A 14028-nucleotide genomic window follows, 5' to 3' on the forward strand; every position below is an offset into this window, starting at 1 on the left:
TTAAATCTATTGGGAGATTTTGCCTGAGGGATAAAATCTCCCCTTATGATTGTTTCTCCGCCCCGGATCGGGGAAAATACCCGCCAAATTCGATTCACCTCCCGGTTTCGCGATGCAAGCCAGCGGGAAACCGCTCCGGATGCTTTAGCAAGACGCATACTCCGGCAGATTTATAGAAGATATTCACAGATGTCTAATTCACTGCAGCAAGAAGTCGGCAAACGCCGGACTTTCGCTATTATTTCGCACCCGGACGCCGGTAAAACCACCATCACTGAAAAGGTGCTGTTGCACGGTCGTCAAATCCAGACTGCGGGTACCGTAAAGGGCCGTGGTTCCAACCAGCATGCCAAGTCTGACTGGATGGAGATGGAAAAAGAGCGTGGTATTTCGGTTACTACCTCTGTTATGCAGTTTCCTTACAATGATTGTCTGGTGAACCTGCTGGATACTCCGGGTCACGAAGACTTCTCGGAAGATACCTACCGTACTCTGACTGCTGTTGACTCCTGCCTGATGGTGATCGATGCCGCCAAGGGTGTGGAAGACCGTACCCGTAAGCTGATGGAAGTTACCCGTCTGCGCGATACGCCAATCGTGACCTTTATGAACAAGCTTGACCGTGATATCCGCGACCCTATGGAGCTTCTGGATGAGGTTGAGACTGAGCTGAACATGATGTGCGCGCCAATCAGCTGGCCTATCGGCTGTGGCAAGTCTTTCAAGGGCGTGTATCACATTCATCGTGATGAGACCATTCTGTATCAGACCGGTCATGGTCATACCATTCAGGATGTTCGCATCATTAAAGGTCTGGACAACCCAGAGCTGGACGAAGCGGTAGGCAGCGATCTGGCCGAAACCCTGCGTGAAGAGATGGAGCTGGTGGTTGGCGCTTCCAACGAGTTTGACCTGGAGCTGTTCCTGGCCGGTGAGCTGACGCCTGTATTCTTCGGTACTGCACTGGGTAACTTTGGTGTCGACCATATGTTGGATGGCCTGACTGAGTGGGCGCCTGCGCCTATGCCACGTGAAACCAGTGATCGTACCGTTGAAGCGGGCGATGAGAAGTTTTCCGGCTTCGTGTTCAAGATCCAGGCAAACATGGATCCCAAGCACCGTGACCGTATTGCCTTTATGCGTATCGTTTCCGGTAAGTACACTCAGGGCATGAAGATGAAGCATGTCCGTCTGGGTAAAATGGTCAGCATTTCCGATGCAGTGACCTTCATGGCCGGTGACCGTGAACGTGCTCAGGAAGCCTTTGCAGGTGACATTATTGGTCTGCATAACCACGGTACCATCCAGATTGGTGATACCTTTACCCAGGGTGAAGACCTCAAGTTTACCGGTATTCCCAACTTTGCCCCTGAGATGTTCCGTCGTATTCGTTTGAAGGACCCGCTGAAGCAGAAGCAGTTGCTGAAAGGCTTGGTGCAGTTGTCTGAGGAAGGTGCGGTACAGGTATTCCGTCCGCTGGATTCCAATGACCTGATTGTAGGCGCCGTTGGTGTGCTGCAGTTTGAAGTGGTTGTGGCTCGTCTGAAGTCTGAATACAACGTTGAAGCTATCTATGAAGCGATTAACGTAGCAACAGCCCGTTGGGTATACAGCAAGGATGAGCGTAAGCTGGAAGAGTTCCGTCGCAAGTGCTCTACCAACCTGGCGCTGGATGGTGGTGACAGTCTGACTTATATCGCCCCAACCATGGTTAACCTGAACCTGTCTGCCGAACGTTACCCTGACATCGAGTTCGCCAAGACCCGCGAGCATTAATCTCGCCATCTTCATGATAAAAAGGCAGCTCAGGCTGCCTTTTTGCTATTCTGTGATTCATCCGGAAATAGTAGTGCGGCTGCGGAGACGATATGAACTGGTTAAGAAAAGCCTGGGCAAGATACTGTGATTGGTGCGACAGCATGGGGTTGACGCCTGAGTCCAAAAGGTGTTGTGCGCCTGTGTTGCATGATCCTGAGCTTAAACACGCAAACGGCGAGAAACCAGATCTAAGTGGACACTTGCTTGAGGATAGAAAGCGGAATGCTGATTGATACCCATGCCCATCTGGACTTTTCTGAGTTCGACAATGACAGAGAACAACTGCTGGTACAGATGGCAGATGTCGGTATTAAGGGGGCGATATTGCCCGCAGTCTCTTTGGACAACTGGTCCAGAGTGCAGCAGCTGTCCCACCGATATGGACTCTTCTACGGCTTGGGTGTGCACCCATGGTGGATGGATGCAGAGAATCTGCCAATCCATATACAAGCACTGCAGCAGGCTTTAAATGAAGCGTCGACAGACCCACGTTTGGTGGCAATTGGCGAAACCGGTTTGGATGGTTTGAAAGGGCCGGAATTGGCTGTCCAACTAGAGTACTTAACACAACATCTGGCGCTGGCCCGGGAGTTTGACCTGCCGCTGATATTGCACTGTGTTAAAGCCACAGAGCCTTTACTGCAAACTATTAAGCAATTTCCCGGCGTTCGGGGTGTGATTCATGGCTTTGGTGGCAGTCTGGAATCGGCCAGGCAGTTTGCAGATAAGGGCTTTAAGATAGGAATTGGCGGACTGGTGTTAAATCCCAATGCCAAAAAACTGCGCCATTGTGTTACAAATCTGCCTCTGGAGTTGCTGCTTCCGGAAACCGATTCTCCTGCTATGGCTCCCAAAGGTGTGACCCGGAATACCCCACTTACCCTGTTGCAGGTTGTTGAAGAAATCGCCAGACTGAGAGAGTGTTGTGTTGTCTCGCTGAAAGAACAATTGGCTGGCAATGTCACTCAACTCTTTGAGGTTTAGCTGAATTTGCCTGAACAGTAAAATATCCTATTGTTCTATATAGGTTAATTTTTGAAATTAAACTTCAAAAATCCCGCCAAAATAGCGATTTTCCCCGCCTGTTTCGATATAATCCAGCTCGGAAATAGGTTGGTTAACAACATAAACAATAAATGTTAACAGAAGGGTGATGGTAAATGAATATTCTTATGAGCTTGGTCGGCATTGCCGTGTTGCTCGCCATTGGTTATGCACTTTCCAATAACCGTAAGGCGGTCAACGTCCGTACCGTAGGTGGTGCTCTGGCAATCCAGGCAGCTTTCGGTGGTTTCGTACTATATGTTCCTGTCGGTAAAGATATTCTGAAGTCTGTTTCTGACGCTGTGTCGTCGGTAATTGGTTACGCTCAGAATGGTATTAATTTTTTGTTCGGCGATTTGGCTCAATTTAAATTGGGCTTTATTTTTGCCGTAAACGTGCTCCCTGTTATTGTCTTTTTCTCCTCGCTGATCGCCGTACTCTACTACCTCGGCGTCATGCAGTGGATTATCCGTATTATCGGTGGTGCTCTGCAGGCAGCTCTGGGGACTTCCCGTACTGAGTCCATGTCTGCGACTGCCAACATCTTTGTTGGTCAGACTGAAGCCCCTCTGGTTGTTCGTCCATTTATTCCAACTATGACCCAGTCTGAACTGTTCGCCATCATGGTGGGTGGTCTGGCGTCTATCGCCGGTTCCGTACTGGCGGGTTATGCGCAGATGGGTGTACCTATTGAGTATCTGGTTGCGGCTTCCTTTATGGCGGCACCGGGTGGTCTGTTGATGGCCAAGCTGATGCACCCTCAGACTGAGGAAACCATCAATGAGATGAAAGATCTGCCTGAAGATACCGACAAGCCTGCCAACGTTTTGGATGCAGCAGCTGCCGGTGCATCATCCGGTATGCACCTGGCACTGAACGTAGGTGCTATGCTGCTGGCTTTCGTAGGCTTGATTGCCATGCTCAACGGTATCCTGGGTGGTATCGGCGGTCTGTTTGGCTGGGGTGACGCGGCTTTGACTCAAGCCTTTATGGCCCTGCAACAGGTAGCGGGCTCTACCCCGGCTTTTGCTGAGTTTGCCAATGGTTTGGCTGCGCAGGTTGAGTTGCCTGTAGCTGAAATCGGTAGCTGGGTTGCCAGTGTAGACCGCGACGTGCTGATCAATGCGCTGAACGGCCTGACCCTGGATAGCAATTATGGGGGCGCTGTCCAGGCGGTGCTGGCTGCTGCTCAGTCCAGCCTGACTTTGGAACTGATCCTCGGCTACATCTTTATGCCTCTGGCCTTCCTGATCGGTGTACCCTGGCATGAAGCCATGGTTGCCGGCTCCTTTATCGGTCAGAAGATTGTTGTTAACGAGTTTGTGGCTTACCTGAACTTTGCACCTTACATCAACGACGCTGCTCAGGCTTGTACCGCGGTAGCTGCAGATGTGGCTAAAGGTCTGCCTCTGTGTGTTGAAGGCACTGGTGCGGCCATGAGCGCCCGTACTCAGGCGATCATCTCCTTCGCACTGTGTGGTTTTGCTAACCTGTCATCTATTGCGATTCTGCTGGGTGGTCTGGGTGCCATGGCGCCTAACCGTCGTCATGATCTGGCCAAGCTGGGTATCCGTGCGGTAATTGCAGGCTCTCTGGCTAACCTGATGAGTGCGACTATCGCCGGTCTGTTCCTGGCACTGTAATGTAAGTACCTCTGAACCGGGCTATTCGGCCCGGTTTTTTATATATCTCCATCTTTGGAGCTTTCAGCGGCAAGTTTCAGCCAATAACAAGAACAATAAGTAGCCGGGAAGTTGCGCGCCCATGTTGGGTTTCAGCATGGTTGCAACTTTACTGATATATGGATTAACGGTTTGTTCACATCTGCGAATTTAGTGTTTGCGATTTGCGTCTAAATGGGTAAAATGCGGGCGCAAAATAACACGCTGCTAAATAAGCAGAACACCTACACCAATGGGGTTGATGATGAAAGCTGTAAAAACTCTGGCTCTGACCACTGCCTTGACTGCCGGTATGACCGGTGTGGCAAGCGCTGCTGACTACTCTGACGACATCCACAAGAATGATTTCTCCTGGATGCAGTTCAACTACATGTACGCGCTGGATGAAAAGCCACGTGCAGTTGATGCTGCAACCGGTCACGATTACCTGGAAATGGAATTTGGCGGCCGTAGCGGTATTTTCAACTTGTACGGTTATGTTGACGTATTCAACCCTTCTGAGCGCGAATCGAGCGGCAAATATCAGAAGCAGAAGATGTTCATGAAGTTCGCGCCTAAGGTCTCTCTGGACGCGTTGACCGGTAAAGACCTGTCTTTTGGCCCGGTTAAAGAAATTTACTTCTCTACTCTGTTTAACTGGGATGGTGGTGCCAACAACGACACTAGCTATGCTGTAAACAACTCTTTCTGGGGTGTGGGCGCAGATGTTGAGGTGCCTTGGCTGGGTAAAACAGCGATGAACCTGTACGGTCTGTATGACCTGAATACCAAAGACTGGAACGGTTACCAGTTCTCTGCCAACTGGTTCAAACCTGTTTACAACTTCGACAACGGTTCTTTCGTGTCTTTCCAGGGTTATGTTGATTGGCAGTTCGGTGCTGACACTGTTCGTGACGACGAAGGTGTTAAGACTAATAGCTCTAACGGCGGTGCAGCCTTCTTCGGTCTGTTCTGGCACTCCGAGCAGTTCGCTCTGGGTTATGGTCTGAAGGCATACAGCGACGTATATCTGATTGCTGATACTGCTGACTTTGAGTCAACTGGTGTTAGCCACTACTTCTCTGCTTCTTACAAGTTCTAAGTTGCAGTCTGTGAAGCCGCCATTTGGCGGCTTCTTTGCAGGCACAGTATGTGATCTGCAGGCTTAAACTTTAGTTAAGCATGGTTTATATTGATAGAGCTCGTTTAAGTAAGGTTTATGATTCCCCTCGCGCTAAAAAGGATTTTTCGCGGAATGGCTGGAACGCTCGCTTTTGCTTTCAGTTCCCCCCTTCCGGTCTTCATGGATTCAAGTCGTGATACTCGTTATCAAATTTGAATACTATTGTCAGTTGTTAAACACCTGGCATCGCTTGAAGGCTCGGCCAAAAAAATAACGCTAATTCAGCTGCTTTCAGGCGTGTGTCAGACAAAATTTTTACTCATTTGATTTATGCTTTGGAGAGCAACTATGAGCGATTTGAAAAAAGCTGCCCAACAAGCCATTGCGCTGATGGATCTGACTACCCTGAATGACGATGATACCGATCAGAAGGTCATCGAATTGTGCCATAAGGCATTGACTCCAGCAGGTCACACTGCAGCTATCTGTATTTATCCTCGTTTCATCCCTGTCGCCCGTAAGACTCTGATGGAGTTGGGTGCGGAAGATATCAAGATCGCCACTGTGACCAACTTCCCGCACGGTAACGATGATATTGCTATTGCGGTACTGGAAACCCGCGCAGCCGTTGCTTATGGTGCCGATGAGGTTGACGTAGTGTTCCCATACCGTGCGCTGATGGATGGCAACGAAACGGTAGGCTTTGAGCTGGTTAAAGCCTGTAAAGAAGAGTGTGGTGATGATGTACTGCTGAAAGTGATCATCGAATCCGGTGAGCTGAAAGACCCTGCGTTGATCCGTCGTGCATCTGAAATCTCAATCGATGCAGGTGCTGACTTCATCAAGACCTCTACCGGTAAAGTGCCTGTAAACGCCACTCTGGAAGCCGCTGAAATCATGCTGAGTGTGATCAAAGAGAAAAACATTCAGGTTGGCTTCAAACCTGCTGGTGGCGTACGCGATGCCGCTGCTGCTGCTGAGTTCCTGGGCGCTGCCGAGCGTATCCTTGGCAGCGACTGGGTAAGCCCACGTACCTATCGTTTTGGCGCATCCAGTCTGTTGGCTGCACTGCTGCACACTTTGGAGCTGAGCGACGCCCCTGCCCAGACTCAGGGCTACTAATAGCATTTGAATCCGTACATTCGGAGCCTGCTTTGCGGGCTCTGAATGACTGTGTTGGTTTGAACCATTCGGTGTACAGTTTTCCGGAGGCTATGGATGTTTTTGGCACAGGAAATTATTCGCAAGAAACGCAATGGTGAGGCGCTGAGTCGCCAGGAGATTGAGTTTTTTGTAAAAGGCATTACCGACCACAGCGTATCCGAAGGGCAAATTGCTGCTCTGGGTATGGCTGTATTTTTCAACGACATGAATATGGATGAGCGTATTGCGCTGACCACCGCCATGCGGGACTCAGGCACTGTGCTCAACTGGGACTCTCTGGGCCTTAACGGTCCGGTAGTCGATAAACACAGCACGGGCGGTGTGGGTGATGTGACCAGCCTGATGCTTGGTCCCATGATTGCTTCCTGTGGTGGCTATGTACCTATGATTTCGGGTCGTGGCCTGGGTCATACCGGGGGTACTCTGGATAAGTTTGATGCCATTCCCGGTTATCAGACTGAGCCTGACAGTGAAACCTTCCGCAAAGTAGTGAAAGAGGTTGGGGTCGCCATCATTGGGCAAACCGGCGATCTGGTCCCTGCTGACAAACGCTTCTACTCTATCCGCGACAACACGGCCACCGTTGAATCTATCTCCCTGATTACCGCATCCATCCTGTCCAAGAAACTGGCGGCGGGCCTGGATGCGCTGGCGATGGATGTCAAAGTGGGCAGTGGCGCCTTTATGCCAACTTATGAGGCATCTGAGGAACTGGCACGCAGTATTACTGCGGTTGCCAATGGCGCAGGGACCAAAACCACGGCGCTGCTGACAGATATGAATCAGGTGCTGGCATCCTGTGCCGGTAACGCTTTGGAAGTGCGCGAAGCGGTTAACTTCCTGACCGGCGCATACCGTAACCCACGACTCTATGAAGTCACGATGGCGCTTTGCAGTGAAATGCTGGTGTTGGGTGGATTGGCTGCCAATGAGGCTGATGCCACCGCCAAATTGAATGCGGTATTGGATAATGGTGCCGCAGCAGAGCGTTTTGGCCGCATGGTTTCCGGCTTGGGTGGACCAGCCGATTTTGTGGAAGCGTTTGACAAGTATCTGCCTCAGGCTAAGATTATCCGCCCTGTGTACGCCGATGCCATGGGATTTGCCCAGAGTATGGACACCCGTGGATTGGGTCTGGCGGTTGTCACCCTGGGTGGTGGCCGTCGCAAGCCCGGTGATGCACTGGATTACAGTGTTGGACTGTCTCAGGTATGTGCACTGGGAGACAGAATCGATCAAGACAAGCCTTTGGCTGTGGTACATGCCCAGTCAGAGGATGACTTTGCTGCTGCGGCCACCGCGGTTAAGCAAGCAATTACTGTGGCAGACGCTGCACCTGAGCAGTATCCACAGGTCTATCGCAAGATCCGTGCTGCGGATCTGTAAGAGGAAGTTAGATGAAACGTACCATTATTCTGATGCTGGACTCTTTCGGTATCGGTGCTTCGGCAGACGCTGCCCAATTCGGTGATGTTGGTGCTGACACCTTTGGTGCCATTGCCCGCATGTGTGCCGAAGGCAAAGCCAATGACGGTCGTGAAGGCGCGTTGAACCTGCCTAACCTGAGCAAGCTGGGCCTGGCAATGGCCGCCAAAGAGAGTACCGGTGAGTATGCTGCTGGTTTCAGCGACACTGAAGTGGTTGGTGCCTATGGTTACGCAGCTGAGCTGAGTTCAGGCAAGGATACCCCAAGTGGCCACTGGGAAATGGCTGGCGTGCCAGTGCTGTTTGATTGGGGTTACTTCTCTGACAAGCAAAACTCTTTCCCCAGGGAACTGACTGACAAGATCCTTGCCCGCGCTGGTCTGGAAGATTATCTGGGCAACTGCCACGCTTCCGGTACTGCGATTCTGGAAGAGCTGGGCGAAGAGCACATGCGCTCCGGTAAGCCAATTTTCTATACCTCCGCGGATTCAGTATTCCAGATTGCCTGCCACGAAGAGAGCTTTGGTCTGGAGAAGCTTTATCGTCTGTGTGAAATCGCCCGTGAGGAGTTGGAGCCATACAATATCGGCCGTGTTATTGCCCGTCCGTTTGTCGGTACCAAGGCTGATGATTTTGCCCGTACCGGTAACCGCCGTGATTACGCGGTAGAGCCACCATCAAAGACTGTGCTGGATAAACTGAAAGCGGCAGGCGGTGAAGTGGTTTCCGTAGGTAAGATCTCCGATATTTATGCCCACTGTGGTATCACCAAAAAGGTGAAAGCTTCAGGTCTGGATCAACTGTTCGATGCGACTCTGGAACAGATCAAGCAGGCTGGCGATAACACTATAGTGTTTACCAACTTTGTGGATTTTGACTCTCACTATGGTCACCGTCGCGATGTTGCCGGTTATGCCCGTGCACTGGAGTATTTTGACTCCCGTCTGCCTGAGCTGCTGGCGCTTTTGAGTGACGATGATCTGCTGTTGCTGACAGCTGACCATGGTTGCGACCCAACCTGGCCGGGCAGCGACCACACCCGTGAGCATGTGCCGGTACTGGCGCTCGGCGCCGGTCTGAAACCAGGCTCTCTGGGTAAGCGCAACAGTTTTGCAGATATTGGCCAGTCCATTGCCAGCTACTTCAAGCTGGAGCCAATGGAATACGGCGAATCATTTCTTTAATGAATACAAAAAGCTGGCGTTAAGGCGCCGGCCATAATGACAACCAATACAGGGGTTATTTAGATGGCTACACCACATATCAACGCCAACGATGGCGCTTTTGCTGAAACAGTACTGTTCCCTGGCGACCCACTGCGTGCCAAGTACATTGCTGAGACTTTCCTGGAAAATGTTGAGCAGGTTACCGATGTACGTAACATGCTGGGCTTTACCGGTACCTACAAAGGCAAACGCATTTCTGTAATGGGTTCTGGTATGGGTATTCCTTCATGCTCTATCTATGCGACTGAGCTGATCAAAGACTACGGCGTGAAGAACCTGATCCGTGTGGGTACCTGTGGTGCTATCAGCACTGACGTAAAAGTACGTGACGTGATCATCGGTATGGGTGCCTGTACTGATTCTCAGGTTAACCGTATCCGCTTCCAGAACCAGGACTTCGCTGCTATTGCCAGCTATGACCTGCTGTCTGCTGTAGTTGATGCTGCCAAAGCTCGTGGTACTCAGGTACGTGTAGGTAACGTATTCTCTGCTGACCTGTTCTACACGCCAAACCCAAGCATGTTCGACACCATGGAGAAGATGGGCGTTCTGGGCGTAGAAATGGAAGCTGCCGGTCTGTACGGCGTTGCTCACGAGTACGGTGCCCGTGCTTTGTGTGTGGTAACTGTTTCCGACCATATCCGCACCGGCGAAGCGACCACTTCTGATGAGCGTCAGACCACTTTCAACGAAATGATTGAAATGACTCTGGACGCTGCAATTACTCTGTAATGATGTCCCTAAGGGAAATTTAAAACTACTACTCAAAGTCCCGGATAGCCATATTCACGCTGTTCGGGGCTTTTTTGTTAACATAAAGGTGCTCTGTTACTTATTGTTATGGCAAGAAATATGTACACTCTTTAGTTAGTTTTTCAGAGCTTTTATTAACCTAATTTCGCATAATTACCTCATTTATTCTTTCCACACTAAATCCTACCGTCAGCGAAGTATATGGGCATACTCGTTTGCTCAGAGCTCCTACATGAAGGCTCCGTTTAACGTTCCAAGTTGTTTGTCGCTATTTCGTAAATAGATGATTGTCAAATGTTGCGTTGTGAGTATGTTTTGTTGCGTATGATGTTGACAATCTGGCGGTAAATGTTAAATAGTTGTCCTGCTCAAAACTATAAGAAAACAATGGTTACAGGACGTAACAGGTGAGGAATAAATGACTAATCTAACAAAATTAAACAGCGCTATAAGGTGTTCCCTTTTTGCCGCAGGGGCGAGTGTACTTGCCGCTAATCCTGTTTGGGCGGAAGAGAATGAAGATACTTCAATCGAACGTGTAGAAGTTACAGGTTCTCGTATTGCTAAAGCTGAACTCAGTGAGCCAACTCCTGTAGTTAGTTTGAGCTCTCAGGATATTGCTAAATTTGGTAACGTAGACCTTGGTAGTATTCTTGCTGAGTTGCCAGCAATCGGGGCAACTGACACAGTGATTGGTAACAATAACAGCAACGCAAATGCGGGTTTAAGTTCTGCTGATTTACGCCGTTTGGGTGCCAGTCGTACTTTGGTGTTGGTAAATGGTAAGCGCCACGTTGCAGGTTCTCCTGGTTCTGCACAGGTGGATTTGACCACAATTCCTGCTGGCTTGATTGAACGAGTAGAAATTGTAACTGGTGGTGCGTCAGCCATTTATGGTTCAGATGCTGTATCAGGTGTAATTAACGTAATTTTGAAAGACGATTTCCAAGGCTTGGAGTTTGATGCTTCTTACGGTGATTCGACAGAGGGCGTGGGAACTAAGAGCCATCAGTTCTCATTGTTAACTGGTGCCGAAATGGCCGACGGCCGCGCAAACGTAACTTTCTTTGCAGATTATAATCGCAGCGCGGAAGTTATGTCTGAGGATATCAGGCAATTTGATTCTTGGGGAACGATTGCTAACCCTGATGATACAGGTGAAGAAGATGGTATCCCAGACCGTCTGCGAGTGCCAAAAGTGTATTCAGAGATGATTCATGCCAATGGTGTTATTAATCCGTTTGGTGGTGCTGCAGGACGTTGGGTATTTGACGATGCAGGCAATCCATTGGTACAGACAGAGCGTGATGGTGATAATAGCTTTGCGTTTGGTTCTTTCCCCAATGGATGCGACTACTGCTTTAACACCGAAGATTATGAGAACTATACTCCGGGTGTAGAGCGTATTGCTGTAGGTTCAACTTTCAATTTTGATATCACTGATAACATTCAGTTATTCAGTGACTTCAAATATGTGACCGCTGATATTGAGCAGCAGTTCCAGCCATCCTTCCGCTTTGGCAACATAAGTATCAATGTAGAAGACAATCCTTATCTTGACGATACTTTGCGCCAAACACTGTTGGACGCTGGTCAAACAACAGTTAGAATGGCTAAGTTCTTTGATGAACTGGGTAACCGTTCGGCTGATAACCAGCGTGATTTGTTCCGCTTCGTAGGTGGTTTCCAGGGTAACTTTGAACTCAGTGAAACCCTTGTGGACTACGAGTTGTATTATGTATATGGCGAAACCAGCAACGAACGTAAGACGCTGAACTCGCTGATTCCTGATAATCTGGTTGCTGCGTTGGATGTGGTGATTGATCCAGATACGGGCCTACCTGCGTGTCGTAGTCAAGTTCCAAGTGCACAAGGTGATGATTACCAAGATCCAGCCTCTGTAAACGGCAGTGACTGTGTTCCTTACAACCCTTTCGGCCTTGGAATGTCTTCTGCAGAAGCCCATGAGTTTGTTTCGGCTGACGTGACCCGTAAAGATAAGATAACTCAAGAGATTATTGGTGCTAGTTTAGTGACTGACTCCAGTGAGTTCTTTGAGTTGCCAGGTGGACCAGTTGGTCTTGCAGTTGGTTACGAGTATCGTGAGGAGACTTCTGAAACTACTACTGATGAGTTCACTAAACGTGGCTTCCTGACTAATGCTGCTACTCCAGATGCGTATGGTGAGTATGACGTGTCTGAATATTATGTAGAAATTAGTTTACCTCTGTTGGCTGATCTGCCTTTCATTAAGTCGTTCAGCATTGATGGTGCATACCGAGGTGCGGATTACTCTCATGCGGGTAGTGCAGATGCTTGGAAAGTAGGTGCTATGTATGCACCTATCGATGATGTTCGTATCCGTAGTACCTACGGTCAAGCTGTAAGGGCTCCAAACATCGCTGAAGCTTTCGATCCTCTGTCGCCTGGGTTTGCAAGAGTTTCAGACCCATGTGATGCAGACAATATTAATGATGATCCAGATCGCGCTGCGAACTGTGCTGCCTTGGGAATTCCTCCCGGTTTTGAAGCCAATGACAACGTAAGTGTTGACTTGTTATCCGGCGGTAATCCGGACTTGGTGTCTGAGACTTCAACCTCTTTGACTGCGGGTATTGTTTGGACACCTAGCTTCATTGAAGACTTCTCTATCGTAGTCGATTACTATGACATCGAAATCGATGATGCAATTAGCTTCGTTGCTGCACAAGATGTTGCTGACAACTGTGTTGACGCAACTGGTGGTCCAGATGCTAACTTCTGTTCACAGGTTGATCGTGACCCAACGACAAAAGATATTACGCTTGTTCGTTCCGGTTACTTGAATGCCGCGGCATTGGATACCAGTGGTATTGAGATGCAAACTGCATATAGCATGGATCTTGGCCCCGGTACCTTACGTCTTAACTTACTGGCTAATTACCTGTTGAAACTGGAGCGTTTTGAATTCCAGGATCGTCCTGATGAAATTAACGTGGAAGAGGGTGAAGTTGGTGATCCTAAGCTTCAATTCAACTTCCGAGCTGATTATCAACTTGAAGACATGAGCTTCAGCTGGCGTAGCCGCTACATCGACGATGTAGTGACTTATGATGTATCTCCAGGTGGCGGTTCTCCTGAAGATCTGTACCCAGGGTTCATTGGTTCAGTTACCACTCACGACTTTACTGCTGATTACTATTTAACTGACAGCATTTCGTTCCGTGGTGGTATCCGTAATGTCTTCGATAAGTTGCCACCAGGCTATACTGCAAATGCGCTGTATGACCTTGTTGGCAGAAGATACTACGTTGGATTCAATGTTAAGCTTTAATTGCTGATGTTTAGAGAAAGCCCAGGTGAAACCTGGGCTTTTTTGTTTCCGCTTGTCCCGTTCTCTATAAATATAGTGTTTAGTCCAGTTGGAACTGAGTGCGAATGCTAACAACCGGGAGACTGATTAGATTTATCATCTGGCTATATCCGGCAGACTGCTGGAGCAATGAGTTTTTTACTATAGCGAATAAAATAGATGTGTTTAACCAGCGAGATATTCGTGCTCTTGAGCCTTGTTTACTACTGAAAAGTGATACAACCAATTTCTTATTTCATTTGGGAGTGTTGCACCAAAAGATTGAGCAGGAACTGAAAACGAATTTATTTTCTTATGTGCATTGCTGTTACGATTTTGCTTAAAAATCCAACGTTCTACGAATTGTGAATACTCTATTCTCGAGTCTTCCATAACGCTGAGCGAGGTAGTCACTTACTTGCATACCAAGAGTTTGAACTATTTTCATTGTTTAGGACAGCTAGTCATAGAGTGATAAATTAG

General features: G+C 49.0%; 10 protein-coding genes. All 10 read left to right on the forward strand.

Translation table 11 applies throughout. The features are described from left to right. The first annotated feature begins 189 nt into the window (after positions 1-189). Positions 190-1776, forward strand: a complete 1587-nt coding sequence (prfC, locus tag ACFOE0_RS04260) for a peptide chain release factor 3 (protein WP_248935308.1) — start codon at positions 190-192, stop codon at positions 1774-1776. A gap of 92 nt (positions 1777-1868) precedes the next feature. Beyond that, positions 1869-2051 (forward strand): DUF5363 family protein, encoded by a 183-nt coding sequence (locus ACFOE0_RS04265; protein ID WP_283106380.1) that lies wholly within the window; start codon positions 1869-1871, stop codon positions 2049-2051. Then, a complete protein-coding gene (locus tag ACFOE0_RS04270; RefSeq protein ID WP_248935307.1) occupies positions 2041-2802 on the forward strand; it encodes a TatD family hydrolase in 762 nt (253 codons plus the stop codon). Before ACFOE0_RS04265 ends, ACFOE0_RS04270 begins: the two co-directional genes overlap by 11 nt. A 176-nt stretch (positions 2803-2978) precedes the next feature. Then, positions 2979-4505 carry a NupC/NupG family nucleoside CNT transporter gene (locus tag ACFOE0_RS04275; RefSeq protein ID WP_248935306.1) on the forward strand — a complete coding sequence of 509 codons (1527 nt, stop codon included), beginning with the start codon at positions 2979-2981 and terminating at the stop codon, positions 4503-4505. A 283-nt stretch (positions 4506-4788) separates the two neighbouring features. Next, entirely contained in the window at positions 4789-5625 is an 837-nt protein-coding gene (locus ACFOE0_RS04280; protein WP_248935305.1) for a nucleoside-specific channel-forming Tsx family protein, read from the forward strand. Between the two features lie 369 nt (positions 5626-5994). Beyond that, entirely contained in the window at positions 5995-6768 is a 774-nt protein-coding gene (gene deoC, locus ACFOE0_RS04285) for a deoxyribose-phosphate aldolase (protein ID WP_248935304.1), read from the forward strand. Positions 6769-6864: 96 nt separating this feature from the next. Beyond that, positions 6865-8196, forward strand: coding sequence for a thymidine phosphorylase (deoA, locus tag ACFOE0_RS04290; protein WP_248935303.1), 1332 nt, complete (start codon positions 6865-6867; stop codon positions 8194-8196). 11 nt (positions 8197-8207) lie between these two features. Continuing rightward, on the forward strand, positions 8208-9419 hold the full coding sequence (locus ACFOE0_RS04295) for a phosphopentomutase (RefSeq protein WP_248935302.1): 1212 nt from the start codon (positions 8208-8210) through the stop codon (positions 9417-9419). A 63-nt stretch (positions 9420-9482) separates the two neighbouring features. After that, entirely contained in the window at positions 9483-10193 is a 711-nt protein-coding gene (gene deoD / locus ACFOE0_RS04300; protein WP_115136071.1) for a purine-nucleoside phosphorylase, read from the forward strand. 439 nt (positions 10194-10632) lie between these two features. Further along, entirely contained in the window at positions 10633-13527 is a 2895-nt protein-coding gene (locus tag ACFOE0_RS04305) for a TonB-dependent receptor domain-containing protein (RefSeq protein ID WP_248935301.1), read from the forward strand. Positions 13528-14028 lie beyond the last annotated feature (501 nt).

It is taken from the genome of Shewanella submarina (assembly GCF_042646185.1).
Lineage (GTDB): Bacteria > Pseudomonadota > Gammaproteobacteria > Enterobacterales > Shewanellaceae > Shewanella > Shewanella corallii.

Bases quoted from the DNA above. Each gene is read 5' to 3' on its own strand.
- prfC (WP_248935308.1), top strand. From the start codon at position 190: ATGTCTAATTCACTGCAGCAAGAAGTCGGCAAACGCCGGACTTTCGCT.
- ACFOE0_RS04275 (WP_248935306.1), top strand. From the start codon at position 2,979: ATGAATATTCTTATGAGCTTGGTCGGCATTGCCGTGTTGCTCGCCATT.
- ACFOE0_RS04295 (WP_248935302.1), top strand. From the start codon at position 8,208: ATGAAACGTACCATTATTCTGATGCTGGACTCTTTCGGTATCGGTGCT.
- ACFOE0_RS04280 (WP_248935305.1), top strand. From the start codon at position 4,789: ATGAAAGCTGTAAAAACTCTGGCTCTGACCACTGCCTTGACTGCCGGT.
- ACFOE0_RS04265 (WP_283106380.1), top strand. From the start codon at position 1,869: ATGAACTGGTTAAGAAAAGCCTGGGCAAGATACTGTGATTGGTGCGAC.
- deoC (WP_248935304.1), top strand. From the start codon at position 5,995: ATGAGCGATTTGAAAAAAGCTGCCCAACAAGCCATTGCGCTGATGGAT.
- deoA (WP_248935303.1), top strand. From the start codon at position 6,865: ATGTTTTTGGCACAGGAAATTATTCGCAAGAAACGCAATGGTGAGGCG.
- ACFOE0_RS04305 (WP_248935301.1), top strand. From the start codon at position 10,633: ATGACTAATCTAACAAAATTAAACAGCGCTATAAGGTGTTCCCTTTTT.
- ACFOE0_RS04270 (WP_248935307.1), top strand. From the start codon at position 2,041: ATGCTGATTGATACCCATGCCCATCTGGACTTTTCTGAGTTCGACAAT.
- deoD (WP_115136071.1), top strand. From the start codon at position 9,483: ATGGCTACACCACATATCAACGCCAACGATGGCGCTTTTGCTGAAACA.